Here is an 18885-nt window from a genome sequence, read left to right on the forward strand (position 1 = left end):
TCAGGACGGCTCCGACGGCCGGGCCCGGCGCTGCTCCACGCCCGGCGTCGGGTCCAGGTAGACGCGGCGGATCGCCGGGTAACGCTCGCGGAGCTGGGACTCCGCGTCCTCGCACGCCCACTCCACCTGCTCCGCCGACGACACGTCCCTGAAGTCGATCTTCGCCGCGACCAGGACCTCGCCGGGGCCCTGGATCAGGGTGATCAGGTCGAGGACGTCGATGATGTGCGGGACCGAGAGGAGCTCCTCGCGGATGCCCTCGCGCATGCGGCGCGGAGCCGGGCGGCCGATGAGGAGCTCGGCGTTCGAGCGGCCGAGGACCCAGGCCACGTACACGAGCAGGACGCCGATGAGGATCGAGGCGACGCCGTCCCAGACGCCGGAGCCGGTGATCTGGCCGCCGAGCAGGCCGCCCGCCGCGAGCATGAGGCCGGCGAGGGCGGCGGAGTCCTCCATCACGACCGCTTTGACGGTGGTGTCGGCGGTGAGCCGCAGGTACCGGGCGAAGGGGGCCTTCATCTGCTCCGCCTCGGCCTTGACCTGCCTGATCCCGGTGCGGAGCGAGAAGCCCTCCAGGACGAAGGCGATGCCGAGGACGACGTACGAGATCGTCGGGTCGCCGAGTTCCTCGCCGTGGGTGAGGGTGTGGATGCCGTCGTAGACCGAGAAGACCGCGCCGCCGACGAAGGTGGCGACCGCGGCCAGCATCGCCCAGACGTAGCGCTCGCCCGCGTAGCCGACGGGGTGGTCCTCGTCGGCCGGCTTCTCGCTCCGTTTGAGCGCGGTGAGCAGCATGCCCTCGGTGACGGTGTCGGCGACCGAGTGGGCGGCCTCCGAGAGCATGGCGCTGGAGCCGCTGACGAGGCCCGCGACGACCTTGGCGGCGGCGATGCCCAGGTTGGCCATCGCCGCCACGATCACTGTGAAGGTACTCTCGCCCTGTTCCGCCATGCATCGGACGGTATGTCCGATCATCAGCGCGGGACGCGAACGACACCCTCCTGGATGACCGAGATCGCCAGCTTCCCGTCCTGCGTGTAGATCCGGGCCTGGCCGAGGCCGCGCCCGCCGGACGCGGTCGGGGACTCCTGGTCGTACAGGAGCCACTCGTCGGCCCGGAAGGGGCGGTGGAACCACATGGCGTGGTCCAGCGAGGCCCCGACCACGTCCCCGACGGCCCAGCCGCCCCGCCCGTGGGCGAGGAGCACCGAGTCGAGCAGGGTCATGTCGGAGACGTACGTGGCCAGGACGACGTGCAGGAGCGGGTCGTCGGCCAGCTTGCCGTTGGTGCGGAACCAGACCTGGGAGCGCGGCTCGCGCGGCTGCCCGACCGTCCCCCAGGGAGGCGTCTCGGCGTACCGCAGGTCGACCGCGGCCCGGGCCTCGATCAGCCGGTCCGCGACCTCGCGGGGGAGGTGGCGGGGAAGCATCTCGGCCGGGGTCTCCAGCGACTCCGGGTCCGGCGCGGCCGGCATGTCGTACTGGTGCTCCAGCCCCTCCTCGTACGCCTGGAAGGAGGCGGAGAGGTGGAAGATCGGCTGCCCGTGCTGGACGGCCACCACCCGGCGGGTGGTGAAGGAGCGGCCGTCGCGGATGCGGTCGACCGTGTAGACGATCGGCGCGCCCGGGTCGCCGGGCCGCAGGAAGTACGCGTGGAGCGAGTGCGCGAGGCGGTCCTGGGGGACGGTCCGGCCGGCCGCCACCAGCGCCTGGGCGGCCACCTGGCCGCCGAAGACGCGGGGGACGATCGACTGGCGGGACTCGCCCCGGAAGATGTCCCGCTCGATCCGCTCCAGGTCGAGCAGATCGAGCAGGTCATCCAGTGCCGTGTGCGGTTGCGGCACTTACAGGCCCATCGACTTCGCGATGATCGACTTCATGATCTCGCTGGTGCCGCCGTAGATGCGGTTGACGCGGTTGTCGGCGTACAGGCGGGCGATCGGGTACTCGTTCATGTAGCCGTAGCCGCCGTGCAGCTGGAGGCAGCGGTCGATGACGCGGTGGGCGACCTCGGTGCAGAAGAGCTTGGCGCTCGCGGCCTCGGCCGGGGAGAGCTCGCCCGCGTCCAGGGCCTCCAGGGCGCGGTCGGCCACGGCCTCGGCGGCGTCGACCTCGGCCTGGCAGGCGGCCAGCTCGAACTTGGTGTTCTGGAAGGAGGCGACCGGCTTGCCGAAGACCGTGCGGTCCGTGACGTACTGCTGGGCGAAGCGGACGGCGGCCTTGGCCTGGGCGTAGGCGCCGAAGGCGATGCCCCAGCGCTCGGAGGCCAGGTTGTGGCCGAGGTAGTAGAAGCCCTTGCCCTCCTCGCCGAGCAGGTCCTCGACGGGCACCTTGACGTCGACGAAGGCCAGCTCGGCCGTGTCGGAGGTGCGCAGGCCGAGCTTGTCCAGCTTGCGGCCGATGGAGTAGCCCTCGGACTTGGTGTCGACGGCGAAGAGGGAGATGCCGAAGCGGCGGTCCTCGGCCGACGGGGCGGAGGTGCGGGCGCAGACGATCACGCGGTCGGCGTGGACGCCACCGGTGATGAAGGTCTTGGCGCCGTTGAGGACGTAGTGGGTGCCGTCCTCGGAGAGCTTGGCGGTGGTCTTCATGCCCGCGACGTCCGAGCCGGTGCCCGGCTCGGTCATGGCGAGCGCCCACATCTCCTCGCCGGTGACGAACTTCGGCAGGAAGCGCTTCTTCTGCTCGTCGGTGGCGAGCATCTTGATGTACGGCAGGGCGAGCAGCACGTGGACGCCGGAGCCGCCGAACTGGACGCCGGCGCGCGAGGTCTCCTCGTACAGGACGGCCTCGAACTTGTGGGTGTCCAGGCCCGCGCCGCCGAACTCCTCGGGGACGTTGATGCCGAAGATGCCGAGCTCGCCGAGCTTGTCGTAGAACTCGCGCGGCGCCTGGCCCGCGGCGAACCACTCGTCGTAGACGGGGACGACCTCGGCCTCGATGAAGGCGCGGATGGTCTCCCGGAACGCCTCGTGGTCCTCGTTGAATACGGTACGGCGCACGAGCCGCCTCCTTGTCGCTGCCGGTTGTCTAAGCGCTTGCTCAGGGTGTTCCGTTCGAAGTTACCCAGCGGTCACCCGCCCTGTCCAGACTCCGCGCCTGTGATCCAGCGCCCCTTCGCCGGGTCGTAGGCGTGGACCGGGCTCCCCTTCGCCCGCCCGCTCGTACGGAAGGCCTCCCCGCCGCGGTCCGCGATCCTCACCACACCGCTCCGTCCCTCCGAGCTCCACTCCAGCTCCAGGTACCAGCGGCAGTCGCAGCCGGCCGTGCGGGCGGAGACCAGCAGCTCCTCGGGCTCGGCCGCGGTGACGGCGTAGGGGAACGACACGGCCGGGAGGGTCCGCCCCTCCTCTCCCGAGGCGTCGTACCCGTCGACCGGCCGCGCGAGCGGGCGCGGCGCGTCGAGGTCCACGGCGAAGAGGCGGGGGGTGACGGCCCCGCCGCACCCGTCGTCCATGCGGTAGCCGCTCCAGGGCAGCGGCTCCGCCCGTCCCGCCACGCGCACGTGCAGCCCGTGCAGGACGACGGCGGAGGCCCCCTTCCCCTGCACCGAGACCCGCACGAGCGTCTGCCCGCCGTCCACCGCGCCCAGCGCACCGGCCCATCGGGCGGCGTCGGCGGGCACCGGGGGAGCGGGGACCCGCGCCGGGGGCCGGTCGGCGAGATAGGTGTGCCCGCAGCCGTTCTCCCAGAGGGAGGCGACGGTGTACGTGAACGGGGGCGCCGTCACCGTCTCCGCGCGGTGCTGCGACGTCCGGCCGCGTCCGGCCAGCAGGACGGCCCCGACCACGAGCGCCACGACGCCGGCCACGGCGCCGACGACGAGCCAGGCCTTCCGACGGGGGCGCGCGGGCGCGCGGACGGGCGCGGGGGAGGGGGAGAGGGAGGGGCAGGGGACGGTCGCCGGGGAGGAGGGGACGGTCGCGGGGGAGGAGGAGACGGGCGCGGGCGGCACGGACACCGGCTCCGCGGGCGGCCTGCGCACGAGGTCCGCGCGCCGCCAGTGCTCCTCCAGCTCCCGCACCTCGTCCGCCTCGGCCCCGCACAGCCGGGCCAGGCGCCCGACGACGGCGAAGGACTCCGGGACGGCCGCACCGGAGCAGTAGCGGTGCAGGGTCGAGGCGCTGACCCCGAGGCGCCGCCCCAGGGCCTCGTAACTGCGCCCGTCGCGCGCCTTCAGCGCGCGCACCCGCGCCGCGAACTCCTCGACCTCGCTCATCGGCCCCCGCAAGCTCGTTCCACCCCTGTCTCGTTCTCCCACGTCAGAGGGGGTGGAATGGTTCCGGGACGGGCGACGGGCGTGCCGGCGTTGCCACGGCCCCCGAGGCGGCCCGACGCTGGTCAGCACCTGACCGGACGAACCACGGGGGAACCACCGTCATGTCCAAGCTCCGCGCCGCGCTCGCCACCGCCGCCACCGCCGCCCTCGGCCTCGCGGCCCTCGCCGCCGGCCCCGCGCAGGCCGCCGCCCGGCCCGCCTTCCTCTCCGCCGCCCAGATGCCCGCGTCGTCGACGCCGTGGACCGCCACCCCCGTCTACACCGGCGTCCCGGAGAACGGCGCCCTCTGCGCCCCGTACAAGATCCCGGCGCAGAACACCCGCTACCGCGAGTTCACCACCGAGCTCGACACCAACGGCGTCCAGATCACCACCGTGGCCCGCACCGAGGCCGACGCGGTGAAGCTGGTCGACACCCTCCGCAAGGCCCTCGCCGGCTGCGGGCCCCTGCTGGAGCGGCAGAACCCGGGCCTGCACGCCGTCAGCGCCTACCACGGCAAGATCGCCGTGGAGGAGGGCGCCTGGGTCTACAGCCTGGACACCGACGACCCGCAGATCGGCATCACCGACATCCACCTCTTCTCCGTCGGGCGCGACGGCCGCACCGTCACCTTCGTCCGCTGGGGCCAGATGGGCGACCTGAAGGACGCGCCCGTGGCCGCCTTCCGCACGACGGCGAAGACGGCGGTGAACAAGCTCTGGTGACGGGGGACCGCCCGGTCACCGGGCGCGGAGCGCGAACCACAGCTCCATCCGGACGTCCGGATCGTCCAGATCCCGGTCGAGCAGGGCCGCGCAGCGGGTGATCCGCTGACGGACCGTGTTCCGGTGGATCTCCAGGGCCACCGCCGTCCGGTCCCAGCTGCCGTGGAGGGAGAGCCAGACCCGGAGCGTCTCGGCGAGCGTCTCGGTGAGCGGGGCCAGCACCTCCCGGGCGTAGGCAGCGGCCTCGTCGCGGTCGACGAGCGCGGCGAAGCCGCTCGCGCGGTGCCGGACGAGGGCCGCCCGGGAGGCCTCCGCCCTGCGCAGCGCCCGGGCCGCCTGCGCGTCCCCGGCCGCGAGCTCCGCCGCCGGGGACGGCGCGCTCGCCCCGAGCGTCCACCCCTCCTGCGCGGTGACGGGCGTGGAAGCGGGGAGCAGGAGCCGTACGGTGCCCCCGTCCTGGGTCATCAGCGGTGTCCCGAGCGCCGCCGCCAGGCTCGCCGCCGCGAACGGGGTGCCGTCGCCGCCGCGCGCGTGGACCACCCTCCACGGGCCCTCGCCCAGCGCGCCGGCGACCTCCGCCGGGGGCGCGCCGAGGAGCAGCCGGACCAGGGCCCCGTCCCGTACCGTCACATCCGCGGCCCGGTGCGGGGCCGTGAGCAGGGAGAGCAGCACCACCGCCACGCCCGCGATGGTGTGGTCGCCCGGGCCGCGCCGCTCCGTCGCCACCCCGAGCGTCAGCCCGTCCCCGCCGCCCAGCGCGTACGCCGCCAGCCGCAGCCCGCCGCCGTCCCCGCTCGCCGAGGCCGGCCCGCCCGGGCGCGGACCCAGCACCCCCGCCAGCTCCCGCAGCGCCCGCCCCGCCTCCGCCGGCACCTCCCGGCCGGCCGCCGCCGACTCCGCGCCGTCCGCCCCGAACAGCACCGCCCGCCCCCCGAGCCGCGAGGCCAGCGCGCCGAGCACCGCCGGGACCGGCGCCGGCCGGGCCGCGGCCGCCGCCAGGGACTGCTGGGCCTCCGTCACCCGGCGCAGCTCGTGCAGCCGGGCCTCCGCCATCAGCCGCCACAGCGCCCGCGCCACCGCCGTGAACGGGGTGCGGGGAGGGACCTCCACGAGCGGCAGGCCGTGCCGCTCGCACGCCGCGACGAGTTCCGGCGGCACCGTGTCCCACACCGGGGTCACCCCGAAGGCCAGCGCCGCCGCCCCCGCCTCCACGACCCGCTCGACGTAGCGCGCCGGGTCGCTGAGCTGCACGCCCGCCGTCATGAGCAGCTCGCCGCCGAGCAGATACGGGTACGGGTCGGCCATCTCCGAGGTGTGCACCCAGTGCAGCGGCACGTCCTCGGGCCCGGCGAGCAGCCGCAGGCCCAGGTCGGGCCGGGCCAGCAGCGCGGCGAGCGGCACGGGCGGCGCCGGGGGAGTGGAGCCTCGCTCCGAAGGAGGCGTCGGAGTCATCGACATGGGCCCTTCGTACATCCCCCGCCCGGACAGTGGAGGAAACGTACACTTCAACGAGGGCTTCGGGCGACTTACGGTCGAGCCGGACCCCAACGACACACCCAGGAGGACCCCGACCATGAGCAGCAGCGACCAGAACGCCTTCCGCGGCCCGATCGACTCGTCCCGCATCCCGCGGTACGCCGGTCCCGCGACGTTCGCCCGGCTGCCGCGCCTCGACGAGGTCGGCACCGCCGACGTCGCCGTGGTCGGCGTCCCCTTCGACACCGGCGTCTCCTACCGCCCCGGCGCCCGCTTCGGCGGCAACGCCATCCGCGAGGCCTCCCGCCTGCTCCGCCCCTACAACCCCGCGCAGGACGCCTCCCCGTTCGCCCTCGCGCAGGTCGCGGACGCCGGTGACATCGCCGCCAACCCGTTCAACATCAACGAGGCCGTCGAGACCATCGAGGCCGCCGCCGACGACCTCCTCGGCACCGGCGCCCGCATGATGACCCTCGGCGGCGACCACACCATCGCCCTGCCGCTGCTCCGCTCCGTCGCCAAGAAGCACGGCCCCGTCGCCCTGCTCCACTTCGACGCGCACCTCGACACCTGGGACACCTACTTCGGCGCCGAGTACACCCACGGCACCCCGTTCCGCCGCGCCGTCGAGGAAGGCATCCTCGACACCTCCGCGCTCTCCCACGTCGGCACCCGCGGCCCGCTCTACGGCAAGCAGGACCTCACCGACGACGAGAAGCTCGGCTTCGGCATCGTGACCTCGTCCGACGTCTACCGCCGCGGCGCCGACGAGGTCGCCGACCAGCTGCGCCAGCGCATCGGCGACCGCCCGCTGTACATCTCCATCGACATCGACTGCCTCGACCCGGCCCACGCCCCCGGCACCGGCACCCCCGAGGCCGGCGGCATGACCTCCCGCGAGCTCCTGGAGATCCTCCGCGGACTCTCCTCCTGCAACCTGGTCTCCGCCGACGTCGTCGAGGTCGCCCCGGCGTACGACCACGCCGAGATCACCGCGGTCGCCGCGTCGCACACGGCGTACGAGCTGACGACGATCATGTCCCGCCAGATCGCGGCGGCGCGAGACGCGAAGTAGGACCCCGTCGGGGTGTGGGCATACGTTTCGCAGGGGCGGAACGGGTGGGCACACCCCGACCACCGGCCCGCACCCGACCGACGACGCCAAGGGACCCGCCGATGACCCACGACCACGACCTCGTCCTGCGCCCCACCGAGGCCCAGAGAGTCGCGGCCCTCAACCCGCCCGCCGGGCGCAACGGCGGCGACCTCGTCATCGAGACCCTCAGCGGCCTCGGCGCCACCACCGTCTTCGGTCTCCCCGGCCAGCACGCCCTCGGCATGTTCGACGCCCTGCGCCGCTCGTCGCTGACGTACGTCGGCCTCCGCGTCGAGAACAACGCCGGCTTCGCCGCCGACGCCTACGGCCGCATCACCGGCGAGGCCGCCCCGCTGCTGCTCTCCACCGGCCCCGGCGCGCTCATGTCGCTCGCCGCGCTCCAGGAGGCGGCCGCCGCCTCCGCCCCGGTCCTCGCGATCGGCAGCCAGATCCCGGTCGCCGGGCTCGGCGGCGGCCGGCACGGCTACCTGCACGAGCTCCGCGACCAGCAGGCCTCGTTCCGGGACGTCGTGAAGTCCGTCCACACGGTCCGTACCCAGTCCCAGATCCCGTCCGCGATCGCGGCGGCCTGGGAGTCGGCGCTCACCGCCCCGCACGGGCCGGTCTGGGTGGAGATCCCGCAGGACGTGCTCCTGGCGGAGACGGCCCTCCCCGCCGTGACGGCCATGGACGCCACGCCCGAGGACGTCGCCCCGCGCCCCGAGCTGACGGCGCTCGCCGCGCACCTCCTGGAGACCGCCGAGCGACCCGCCGTCATCGCGGGCGGCGGCGTCGTCCGCTCCGACGCCTCCGGCAAGCTCCTGGCGCTCGCCGAGCGGCTCGACATCCCCGTCGTCACCACCTTCGGCGGCAAGGGCGCCTTCCCCTGGGAGCACCCGCTGTCGCTGCAGTCCTGGCTGGAGGACCGGCACACCACGGACTTCCTGGAGGACGCCGACGTCCTCCTCGTCGTCGGCTCGGGCCTCGGCGAGCTGTCCTCGAACTACCACACGTTCGCGCCGCGCGGCCGGGTGATCCAGATCGAGGCCGACCCGGGCAAGCTGGAGTCCAACCACCCGGCGCTCGGCATCCACGCGGACGCCCGCCTCGCGCTCCAGGCGCTCCTGGAGACCGCCGGGGAACGGCGGGACCCGGCGGCGCCCGAGCGGGTCGCCGCCGTCCTCGCCAAGGTCCGGGAGCGGATCGCCGCGCAGGACCTCGGCCTGGAGCAGCGGATCGTCGCGGCGGTGCGGGAGGCGCTGCCGGACAGGGCGCCGAGCTTCTGGGACATGACGATCCTGTCGTACTGGGCGTGGTCGGCCTTCGACGCGCGCCACCCGAACACGATGCACTCGGCCCAGGGCGCGGGCGGCCTGGGGTACGGCTTCCCCGCCGCCCTCGGCGCGGCCGTCGCCGACCCTTCGCAGCCGGTCCTCGCGGTGTCCGGCGACGGCGGCGCGATGTACTCGATCGCGGAGCTGGCGACGGCGAAGCAGTACGGGCTCGACGTGACGTGGCTGATCGTCGACGACGGCGGGTACGGGATCCTGCGGGAGTACATGACGGACGCGTTCGGCGAGGCCACGGGCACCGAACTGACCCGCCCGGACTTCGTCGCCCTGTCCGAGTCCTTCGGCGTCCCGGCCACCCTGACGACCCCGGACACCCTGGCCACGGACCTCACGAAGGCCCTCGCCGCCCCGGGCCCGTCGGTGGTGGTCCTCCCGGCCCTCCTGAGGATGTTCGAGCCGACGCATCTGTGACGGGCCGCAATGCCCCCGGAGGCATATTCTGGGGGCATCTGCGGACAGCGGCGCACTCCGCGGGGACAACGGCACCCGTTTCCGATGAGGTGGGACCTCATGCGACGCCATTCCGTCTTCCTCGTGCCCGCCTCAGTGGCGCTCGGCCTCGTGGGCTTCCTCGCCCCGACCGCCGGCGCCGTGAGCGCGCACTTCGTCGGCACCCCGACCGCGACGGCCTCCGGCAGCAGCCTGACCGTCAAGGGCAAGGAGGCCGGCCTCGGCAACCAGCAGTCCGTGAACATCACCGTCACCGCCGAGGCCCAGTGCGTCAACCCCGGCGGCAACGACCCCAACGCCGCCAACAAGCAGTCCACCGGTGGCGGCGGCACCTTCCCCGTGCAGAACGGCAAGGCCAACTTCTCCGTGACCGTCACGGCGACCTTCCAGCCCAAGTGCTCCCCGCCGATGAGCCTGGTGTGGAGCAACGTGGTCGTCACGGACACCGGCAACGGCATCTCCGTGACCCTGCCCGGCCCCTTCTGACCCCTCCCGCCCCCGGGCCCCGGTCGCGGGACCGGGGCCCGACGCCGTCCCGGCTCAGAGCACGAGCTTCTCCCACTTCTCCCGGTAGAGGCCCATCTGATGCTCGTACCCCTCGTGGAACGCGGCGATCTCCTTCGGGTTCAAGCCCTTGCCGTACATCGGCTCCGGGGCTATCAGCTCCGTGATGTCCCCGACGACCGCGGCCGCGGCCCGGGCGTGGTCGCCGCCCTTCTCCCGGGCGGCGAGGAGCTGGAGGCCCATGTCCCGCAGGAGGATCACGAAGTTGTTCCGCGGGGTGCTCGTCGTCTTCTTCCGCTCCGACGGCAGGCCCAGCCCGGTCCTCCCCTCGGCCAGCCCTTCGAGAACCTGCACCGCCGCGTGCAGCCGCCCCCACCGGTACGGCTTCCCGTCCTCGACCTTCCCCACGGATCTCCCCTTCCGTCCGCGGCACCGCCCGGCCGGCGGCCCCGGGACTCCCTACCCGCTCCGGCGGGAATTGTTGCGGCGGGATGAAATCCCACGTCGGCCGTGTTGGGGCTTCCGGTAGAGCAGGACGGATGGGAGGCCACTCGTGGCGGCGGTGGGGCACAAAGAGCCGGATCGGACACAGCAGGGCTGGGCGCGCAGGCTGGCCGGGTACGCGTGGCGGTACAAGGCGAACACGCTGCTGGCGCTCGGGTCCTCCCTGGCCGGCATGGCCGTGCTCGCCCTCGTGCCGCTCGTCACCAAGGTGATCATCGACGACGTCATCGGGACGAAGACCCGGGACCTCGGCGTCTGGACGGGGCTGCTCATCGGCGCCGCCGTCCTCGTCTACGCCCTCACCTACGTCCGCCGCTACTACGGCGGCCGGCTCGCCCTCGACGTCCAGCACGACCTGCGGATCGACATGTACGACACCGTCGTCCGGCTCGACGGGCGGCGGCAGGACGAGCTGTCCACCGGGCAGGTCGTCGGGCGCGCGACCAGCGACCTCCAGCTCATCCAGGGCCTTCTCTTCATGCTCCCGATGACCATCGGGAACATCCTGCTCTTCCTCATCTCGCTGGCCGTCATGGCCTACCTGTCGATCCCGCTCACCCTCGTCGCGCTCGCCGTCGCCCCCGCCCTCTGGTGGATCGCCAAGCGCAGCCGCACCCGTCTCCACCCCGCCACCTGGCACGCGCAGCAGCAGGCCGCCGTCGTCGCCGGCGTCGTCGACGGGGCCGTGACCGGCGTCCGGGTCGTCAAGGGCTTCGGCCAGGAGGACCAGGAGACCGGCAAGATCCGGGAAGCCGGGCGGAAGCTGTTCGCCGGCCGCCTGCGGACGATCCGGCTCAACTCCAGGTACACCCCCGCCCTCCAGGCCGTACCCGCCCTCGGCCAGGTCGCGGTCCTCGCGCTCGGCGGCTGGCTCGCCTACCGGCACCAGATCACCCTCGGCACCTTCGTCGCCTTCTCCGCCTACCTGGCCTCCCTCGTCGGCCCGGTCCGCATGCTCGCCATGGTCCTCACCGTCGGCCAGCAGGCCCGTGCCGGCGTCGAGCGGGTCTACGACCTCATCGACACCGAGCCGGTGATCAAGGACGGCGCCAAGGAACTGCCCGCCGACGCGCCCGCCACCGTCGAGTTCGACGACGTCTCCTTCGCGTACGAGGGCGCCTCCGGCAATAGCAACCCCGTCCTCGAAGGGTTCTCCCTGGAGATCCGGCCCGGCGAGACCGTCGCCGTCGTCGGCGCCTCCGGCTCCGGCAAGTCCACCGTCTCGCTCCTCCTGCCCCGCTTCTACGACGTCACCCACGGCGCCGTCCTCGTCGGCGGCCACGACGTCCGCGAGCTCACCCTCGACTCCCTCCGCGCCGCCATCGGCCTCGTCCCCGAGGACTCCTTCCTCTTCTCCGACACCGTCGCCGCGAACATCGCCTACGGCGTCCCCGACGCCACCCGCGAGCAGATCGAGACCGCCGCCCGCGCCGCCCAGGCGGACCGTTTCATCGCCGAGCTCCCGGACGGCTACGACACCAAGGTCGGCGAGCACGGCCTCACCCTCTCCGGCGGCCAGCGCCAGCGCGTCGCACTCGCCCGCGCGATCCTCACCGACCCCCGGCTCCTCCTCCTCGACGACGCCACCTCCGCCGTCGACGCCAAGGTCGAGCACGAGATCCACGAGGCCCTGAAGTCCGTCATGGCGGGCCGTACCACCCTGCTCATCGCCCACCGCCGCTCCACCCTCGGCCTCGCCGACCGCATCGCCGTCCTGGAGGACGGCCGGCTCGCCGACATCGGCACCCACGCCGAGCTGGAGGCCCGCTCCCCGCTCTTCCGCCGCCTCCTCACCGACCCCGAGGAACTCGGCGCCGTCTCGCCCGGCCACCTGGCGCCGCCGGACGAGCTTCCCGAGGACCACACGCTGCGGGCCGAGCTGGACGCCGAGTTCGACGCCGAGCGCGGCATCACCCCGACCCTGTGGGTACGGGACGAGACCACCGGCCGCGAGACCCCCGCGCCCGGAGCCACCCCCGAACTCCTCGCCGCCGTCGAGGCCCTGCCGCCCGCCACCGACACCCCCGACATCGACGAGGCCCGGGCCGTGTCCCCCGAGGACGCGTACGGGCTGCGCCGGCTGCTCCGCGGCTTCGGCGCCCCGCTGCTCATCAGCCTCGGCCTGGTCGCCCTCGACGCGGGCGCGGGCCTGCTGCTTCCCGTCCTGATCCGGCACGGCATCGACGAGGGCGTGAACCGGCTCGCGATCGGCGCCGTCTGGGCGGCCTCCGCGCTCGCCCTGGTCACCGTCCTCGTGCAGTGGGTCGCGCAGACCGCCGAGACCCGGATGACCGGCCGCACCGGCGAGCGGGTCCTGTACGCGCTGCGCCTGAAGATCTTCGCCCAGCTCCAGCGGCTCGGCCTGGACTACTACGAGCGCGAGCTCACCGGCCGGATCATGACCCGGATGACCACGGACGTCGACGCCCTGTCGACCTTCCTCCAGACGGGCCTGGTCACCGCCTTCGTCTCGGTCGTCACCTTCTTCGGGATCATGGTCGCGCTGCTCGTGCTCGACCTCCAGCTCGCCCTCGTCGTCTTCGCGACCCTGCCGGTCCTCGCCCTCGCCACCTACTACTTCCGCCGCTCCAGCGTGAAGGCGTACGAGCTGGCGCGCGAGCGGATCAGCGTCGTCAACGCCGACCTCCAGGAGTCCGTCGCCGGCCTCCGGATCGTCCAGGCCTTCCGCCGCGAGCGCTCGGGCGCGGCCCGCTTCGCGGAGCGCAGCGACTCGTACCGCGAGGCGCGCGTCCGGGGCCAGTGGCTGATCTCGGTCTACTTCCCGTTCGTGACCCTGCTGTCCTCGGTCGCGGCCGCCGCCGTCCTGATCGTCGGCGCGAACCGCATCGAGGCCGGCACCCTCACCACCGGCGCGCTCGTCGCCTACCTCCTCTACATCGACCTCTTCTTCGCGCCCGTGCAGCAGCTCTCGCAGGTCTTCGACGGCTACCAGCAGGCCGCCGTCTCGCTGAAGCGGATGCAGGAACTCCTCCAGGAGCCGACGTCGACGGCCGCCGCCGACGCGCCCCTGGACGTGCTGTCGCTGCGCGGCGAGATCGCCTTCGAGGACGTCTCCTTCGCGTACGGGGGCGAGGAGGAGGCCCTCACCGGGATCGACCTCCGCATCCCCGCCGGGCAGACCGTCGCCTTCGTCGGCGAGACCGGCGCCGGAAAGTCCACCCTCGTCAAGCTGGTCGCCCGGTTCTACGACCCGACGGCCGGCCGGGTCACCGCCGACGGCGCCGACCTGCGGGACCTCGACCTCACCGCGTACCGCCACCGGCTCGGCGTCGTCCCCCAGGAGGCGTACCTCTTCGCCGGGACCATCCGCGACGCCATCGCCTACGGCCGCCCCGAGGCGACCGACGCCGAGGTCGAGGCGGCGGCCCGCGCGGTCGGCGCGCACGACATGATCGCCACGCTCGACGGCGGCTACCTCCACGAGGTCGCCGAGCGCGGCCGCAACCTCTCCGCCGGGCAGCGCCAGCTGATCGCCCTGGCCCGCGCCGAACTCGTCGACCCGGACATCCTGCTCCTGGACGAGGCCACGGCGGCCCTGGACCTGGCGACCGAGGCCCAGGTCAACCAGGCCACCGACCGGCTCGCGGGCCGCCGTACGACCCTCGTCGTCGCCCACCGCCTGACGACGGCCGCGCGTGCGGACCGGGTGGTCGTCATGGACCACGGGCGGGTCGCGGAGGACGGCACCCACGACGAACTCCTCGCCCTGGGCGGCCGGTACGCGATGCTGTGGAACACGTTCATCGGGGAGGCGGAGCCGGAGCGGGTCTGACCGCTTCCGAGAGGCGGGCCTGAGTACGGGGAATCCGCCGGGTGAGTACCCCGGCGGATTCCCCGTCCGCGTCCGCCGGACTTGAATCGGGGACATGAGCAACGAGTCCCGCGCCCGCGCCACCGCCTCGCCCGCCGTTCCCTCCGCCTCCGACGTGGAAGGCCGGCGGCTGCGGAAGCGGTCCCTGATCTGGGCCGGGCTCTTCGTCCCGGCGACCGTGCTCGCCGGCATCGTCGCCCTCACCGCGGAGAACGCGGGCCGCTGCCTCGGGTACGGGGAGGGCTGCGGCTCCACCCCGGGCTATGCGTACGTCGTGAGCCTGGTGCCGGCGGCCGTCGCCTTCGGGATCGCCCAGGGCGCGACCCGCCTCACCGTCGGCCGGACCGCGTTCCGGGTCCAGCTCGGCGCGGAGGCCGTCTTCCTGACGCTGGTCATGACGACCTTCGCATAGCGCAGACATGCGGAGGCAACCATTCCTGGGCCTCGTGCGTCGTACGGCCGTACGACGACTCGCCCGGGAGAGGAACGCATGACCACAGACGTCGGCACGGTCCGGACCCGAACCCTCGCCCGTGTGCTTGTCCCGCTCCTCGCCGCGCTCGCGCTGCTCCTCCTCCCCGGCCCGGGGCCCGGCGGCGGGACCGCCGACGCCGCCTCCGTCTGCCACGGCCGACCCACCCGGACGATCACCTTCGCCACCGGCGAACTGCGCCTCTACCGGACCCGCCAGTACGTCTGTGCCGTCACCGTCGCCAAGGGGCCGGGCCCGCGCCGCCCGATGGCCGTCTCGCTCCAGCCGCGCGGCGGGCGGGCCGTCGTCCGCTCGGGGCGGTTCGACCGGCAGGCGGGCCCGGTGACCGTCCACGCGCTCAACCGCTGCGTCCGGGCGAGCGGTTCGGTGGCCGGCCGGGGGACGGCGACGGGCTGGATCCTGTGCTGATGTGCAGGAAAGTCTAAGGGTAAGGATCAACTGGGTCTGGCGGTCCGCACGTTGTCCCCGCTAGGTTCGCGACACCGTTGTGAACCAAGGGGAGGGTGAATGCGCAAGTCGCTGAGATGGGCGCTGTCGCTTTCGGTGCTCATAGGCACCGTCGGGTCGACCGGTGTGGCTACCGCCGCGGACACGGAGACCGGCAGCGCGGCCGTCGTCGACTCGCAGAGCACGAGCACCGACATCAAGGACCGCATCCTGGCGATCCCCGGGATGAGCCTGATCGAGGAGAAGCCGTACGCGGGCTACCGCTACTTCGTCCTCAACTACGAGCAGCCGATCGACCACAAGCGCCCGTGGGCGGGCACGTTCCAGCAGCGGATCTCGATCCTCCACAAGGACACGAGCCGCCCGACCGTCTTCCGCACCAGCGGCTACGGTCTCTCCACGACGCCGAGCCGGACCGAGCCGACCCGGATCATCGACGGCAACCAGGTCTCCATGGAGTACCGCTTCTTCACGCCGTCCCGCCCGGCACCGGCCGACTGGTCGAAGCTGGACATCTGGCAGGCGGCCAGCGACCAGCACCGGATCTACACGGCGCTGAAGTCGGTCTACGGCCAGAAGTGGCTCTCCACCGGCGCCTCGAAGGGCGGCATGACCGCCACGTACTACGAGCGCTTCTACCCGCGCGACATGGACGGCGTCGTCGCGTACGTGGCGCCGAACGACGTGGTCAACAAGGAGGACTCGGCCTACGACCGGTTCTTCGAGACCGTCGGCACCAAGGACTGCCGGGACCGCCTGAACAACATGCAGCGCGAGGCCCTCGTCCGCCGCGAGCCGCTGGAGAAGAAGTACAAGGCCTGGGCCGAGTCCGAGGGCGCCACCTTCAACACGGTCGGCTCCCTCGACAAGGCCTACGAGGCCGTCGTCCTCGACTTCGTGTGGGGCTTCTGGCAGTACTACGGCGAGAACGTCTGCGACCAGATCCCGGACGCGGCGACCGCGAGCGACGACGTCGTGTACGACACGATCGACGCGTACTCCGGCTGGTCCGCCTACACCGACCAGGGCCTGGAGTACTACACGCCGTACTACTACCAGGCGGCGACCGAGCTCGGCTCGCCGACCATCAAGCAGCCGCACCTCGACGGCCTCAGCCGCTACGGCTACCAGCCGGCCAGCAGCTTCGTGCCGAGCTCCATCCCCATGAAGTTCAAGCCCTGGGTCATGCGGGACGTCGACGACTGGGTCCGCAAGAACGCGAACCACATGCTGTTCGTCTACGGCGGCAACGACCCGTGGGGCTCGGAGCAGTTCCACGTCGACAAGGGCGCGCGTGACTCCTACGTCTACGTGGCGCCGGGCATGAACCACGGCGCGAACGTCGCCGGGCTCGTCCCCGCCGAGCGCGACGCCGCCACCGCGCGGATCCTCGCCTGGGCCGGCGTCTCGGCCCCGGCGGTCCAGGCGGCGCAGCCGCTGGCGGCGTTCGATGCCCGCATCGACGCGCCGGCCGACGAGGACACGACCCGCGAACACGGCCTCCGCCCCTAACCCCAACCGGGCGCCGCTCCCCGGGGGCGGCGCCCACCCGCCGCCCCCCGTTGTGGGCGCTGACCCCGCCCACCCCGTTGTGGGCAGGCGTTCCGCAAGGGGCGGAACGGGTGGGCACAACGGAACGGCGCCCTTGCCGGCGCCAGAGGCTCCCGCGCCTGAACCCGCACCGCGAGTGACGGAGCACAACGTGGTGCGGGCCAGGGCACGGAACACGGAGGCGCCGCTAGGGGCGCCGTCCCGTGTGCCCACCCGTCCCGCCCTGCGGGACGATTGCCCACACGGGCGGGGCGCGGGCCACACGGGCGGGGCGCAGGCCACACGGGCGGGGGCCGCACGGGTGGGGCGTGGGTTCCGGGGGGTCAGTACGACAAGCCGTGCCCCAGCGGGTACAGGACCTTCGTCGGGTCCTCCGCGTTCTGGATCGGGACCGGAAGCCGCCCCCGCGGCCGCGCCCGCCCCGCCAGCACCCGTACGGCGGCCCGGAGTTCGACATCGGTCCAGGAGTACGCGGCGAGCGTCGCCCGCTGCCCACCGAGCCGCGCGACGTCGTACGGGTTGCGGATCGCGACCGTCACGACCGGCACCCCCGTCGCGACGAGCCGCGCGACGAGCGTCCGCTGCGGACTGGTCGCGGACACGTTGTAGGTGCCGACGAGCACCACGTCCTTGCCGGCCGCCGCCGCCACCGCCTCCTCGATCTTCGCCGCCGTCGGCGTGATCCCGGTGGAGAGCGCGGTCGCGTCGAAGCCCAGTTCCGACAGTGCCGTCGCGAGCGTCGTCGTGGGCGGGCCCGTCGTGCCGGACGGCGAGGCCGGGTCGGCGCCGACGACGAGGACCGAGCGGTGGGAGGCGGGGCTCAGCGGGAGGAAGCCGTCCTCGTTGAGGAGGAGCGTCGTGGTCGCCTCGGCGATGCGGTCGGCGTGGGCGAGGTGGGACTCGGTGCCGACGACCCGCTCGACGGCCGCCCGGGTCGCGTACGCCTGCCGGAAGAGGCCCAGCTTCGCCTTGAGCCGCAGGATCCGCAGGATCGATTCGTCGAGCCGGGCCTCCGTCAGTTCGCCGTCCCTGACGGCCTTCAGGACCGCGTTCCAGGCCACGTCGAGCTTGGGCGGGTTGAGCAGCTGGTCCACGCCGGCCTTGAGGGCGAGGACGGGGACGCGCTCGTCCCCGTACTTGGTGCGTACGCCCTCCATGCCGAGGGAGTCCGTGACCACCACGCCGTCGTAGCCGAGCTGCTCGCGCAGGATGCCGGTGAGGATGGGCCGGGAGAGCGTCGCCGGGTCCTCGCTGGGGTCGAGCGCGGGGACCACGATGTGCGCGGTCATGATCGAGTCGATTCCGGCGTCGATCGCCGACCGGAACGGCGGCGCGTCGAGTTCGGCCCACTGCTCCCGGGTGTGGGTGATGGTCGGCAGGCCGTAGTGGCTGTCGACGGCGGTGTCGCCGTGGCCGGGGAAGTGCTTGGAGGTGGCCGCGACCCCGGCCCGCTGGTACCCCTTCACCTGCGCGGCGACGAGACCGGCGACGGCCTGCGGGTCGGAGCCGAAGGAGCGGACCCCGATGACCGGGTTGGCCGGGTTGACGTTCACGTCGGCGACCGGGGCGTAGTTCTGCCGGATGCCGACGGCGGCGAGCTCCTCGCCCGCGATCTGCGCGGCCTTGCGGGCGTCCGCGTGCGAGCCCCCGGCGCCGAGCGCCATCGCCCCGGGCAGCAGGGTGGCGGGCTTGCCGACCCGGCAGACGATGCCGTGCTCCTGGTCGGTGGAGATGAGCACGGGGACCGGGGTGGGCTGGGCGAGCGCGGCCTGCTGGATGCCGTTGGAGAGGGCGGCGATCTGCTGCGGGTCGCGGGTGTTGTGGGCCCAGGAGAAGTAGATGACGCCGCCCACGTGGTAGCGCTCGACCAGTTCGGCGGCGGTGCGGACGCCGATCTCCGCGAGGTTGGCGTCGATGTCGGCCTGGTCGGGGGTGGTGGCGGAGTGGCCGTAGACCCGCATCACGAAGAGCTGGCCGACCTTCTCCTCCAGCGACATCCGGTCGATGAGCCGCTGGAGTTTCAGGTCGTCGGCCTCGGCGTGGGCGGCGGGGGTGGTGAGTCCGGTGACGGCCGCCGCGGCGGCTGCGGCGGTCACCGTGAGGAGGGTGCGTCGGGAGGGGGCGGGGGCGCGGTGGTGCACTGATGCTCCTTCCGGCCGTGCAAGGTTGAAGGAAACTTCCAAGGTGTCACGGATAG

At 73.2% G+C, this 18885-nt stretch carries 15 protein-coding genes; 8 read left to right on the top strand and 7 right to left on the bottom strand.

Going from position 1 to position 18885, the window contains the following annotated elements:
* The 4 genes from ACF07V_RS13035 to ACF07V_RS13050 all read right to left on the bottom strand — a co-directional run bounded on the left by ACF07V_RS13035 (nucleotide 1) and on the right by ACF07V_RS13050 (nucleotide 4219).
* A complete protein-coding gene (locus tag ACF07V_RS13035; RefSeq protein WP_392153739.1) occupies nucleotides 1–951 on the bottom strand; it encodes a cation diffusion facilitator family transporter in 951 nt (316 codons plus the stop codon).
* 23 nt (nucleotides 952–974) lie between these two features.
* Nucleotides 975–1844, bottom strand: coding sequence for an acyl-CoA thioesterase (locus ACF07V_RS13040; RefSeq protein WP_392153741.1), 870 nt, complete (start codon nucleotides 1842–1844; stop codon nucleotides 975–977).
* Nucleotides 1845–3002 carry an acyl-CoA dehydrogenase family protein gene (locus ACF07V_RS13045; protein ID WP_392153743.1) on the bottom strand — a complete coding sequence of 386 codons (1158 nt, stop codon included), beginning with the start codon at nucleotides 3000–3002 and terminating at the stop codon, nucleotides 1845–1847.
* Between the two features lie 71 nt (nucleotides 3003–3073).
* Entirely contained in the window at nucleotides 3074–4219 is a 1146-nt protein-coding gene (locus ACF07V_RS13050) for a helix-turn-helix domain-containing protein (protein ID WP_392153744.1), read from the bottom strand.
* A 161-nt stretch (nucleotides 4220–4380) separates the two neighbouring features.
* Between ACF07V_RS13050 and ACF07V_RS13055 the strand changes: the two genes are divergently transcribed.
* Nucleotides 4381–4983 (top strand): hypothetical protein, encoded by a 603-nt coding sequence (locus ACF07V_RS13055; RefSeq protein ID WP_392153745.1) that lies wholly within the window; start codon nucleotides 4381–4383, stop codon nucleotides 4981–4983.
* Nucleotides 4984–4998: 15 nt separating this feature from the next.
* Here ACF07V_RS13055 and ACF07V_RS13060 read toward each other — a convergent pair whose 3' ends face one another.
* The gene (locus ACF07V_RS13060) at nucleotides 4999–6441 is read right to left on the bottom strand and encodes a PucR family transcriptional regulator ligand-binding domain-containing protein (protein WP_392153746.1); all 1443 of its coding nucleotides are present in this window, start codon (nucleotides 6439–6441) and stop codon (nucleotides 4999–5001) included.
* Between the two features lie 115 nt (nucleotides 6442–6556).
* On the opposite strand from ACF07V_RS13060, the gene speB reads away from it, so the two are divergent.
* From speB to ACF07V_RS13075, 3 genes are all read left to right on the top strand, one after another.
* Nucleotides 6557–7534, top strand: coding sequence for an agmatinase (gene speB, locus ACF07V_RS13065; RefSeq protein ID WP_041129339.1), 978 nt, complete (start codon nucleotides 6557–6559; stop codon nucleotides 7532–7534).
* Between the two features lie 101 nt (nucleotides 7535–7635).
* The gene (locus ACF07V_RS13070; protein WP_392153748.1) at nucleotides 7636–9318 is read left to right on the top strand and encodes a thiamine pyrophosphate-binding protein; all 1683 of its coding nucleotides are present in this window, start codon (nucleotides 7636–7638) and stop codon (nucleotides 9316–9318) included.
* A 99-nt stretch (nucleotides 9319–9417) separates the two neighbouring features.
* On the top strand, nucleotides 9418–9843 hold the full coding sequence (locus ACF07V_RS13075) for a hypothetical protein (RefSeq protein ID WP_392153750.1): 426 nt from the start codon (nucleotides 9418–9420) through the stop codon (nucleotides 9841–9843).
* 54 nt (nucleotides 9844–9897) lie between these two features.
* Here the strand turns inward: ACF07V_RS13075 and ACF07V_RS13080 are convergent, their stop codons facing one another.
* The gene (locus tag ACF07V_RS13080; protein ID WP_392153751.1) at nucleotides 9898–10269 is read right to left on the bottom strand and encodes a hypothetical protein; all 372 of its coding nucleotides are present in this window, start codon (nucleotides 10267–10269) and stop codon (nucleotides 9898–9900) included.
* Between the two features lie 145 nt (nucleotides 10270–10414).
* Between ACF07V_RS13080 and ACF07V_RS13085 the strand changes: the two genes are divergently transcribed.
* The 4 genes from ACF07V_RS13085 to ACF07V_RS13100 all read left to right on the top strand — a co-directional run bounded on the left by ACF07V_RS13085 (nucleotide 10415) and on the right by ACF07V_RS13100 (nucleotide 16649).
* Entirely contained in the window at nucleotides 10415–14158 is a 3744-nt protein-coding gene (locus tag ACF07V_RS13085) for an ABC transporter ATP-binding protein (protein WP_392153753.1), read from the top strand.
* Nucleotides 14159–14252: 94 nt separating this feature from the next.
* Complete coding sequence (locus ACF07V_RS13090; protein WP_392153755.1) at nucleotides 14253–14609, top strand: hypothetical protein; 357 nt, start codon at nucleotides 14253–14255, stop codon at nucleotides 14607–14609.
* Between the two features lie 78 nt (nucleotides 14610–14687).
* Nucleotides 14688–15098 (top strand): hypothetical protein, encoded by a 411-nt coding sequence (locus ACF07V_RS13095; RefSeq protein WP_392153757.1) that lies wholly within the window; start codon nucleotides 14688–14690, stop codon nucleotides 15096–15098.
* A gap of 99 nt (nucleotides 15099–15197) precedes the next feature.
* Complete coding sequence (locus tag ACF07V_RS13100) at nucleotides 15198–16649, top strand: aminopeptidase (protein WP_392153758.1); 1452 nt, start codon at nucleotides 15198–15200, stop codon at nucleotides 16647–16649.
* Nucleotides 16650–17011: 362 nt separating this feature from the next.
* Here ACF07V_RS13100 and ACF07V_RS13105 read toward each other — a convergent pair whose 3' ends face one another.
* The gene (locus tag ACF07V_RS13105; RefSeq protein WP_392153760.1) at nucleotides 17012–18829 is read right to left on the bottom strand and encodes a glycoside hydrolase family 3 protein; all 1818 of its coding nucleotides are present in this window, start codon (nucleotides 18827–18829) and stop codon (nucleotides 17012–17014) included.
* Between the last annotated feature and the right edge of the window lie 56 nt (nucleotides 18830–18885).

It is taken from the genome of Streptomyces sp. NPDC015661 (assembly GCF_043077765.1).
Taxonomy (GTDB): domain Bacteria; phylum Actinomycetota; class Actinomycetes; order Streptomycetales; family Streptomycetaceae; genus Streptomyces.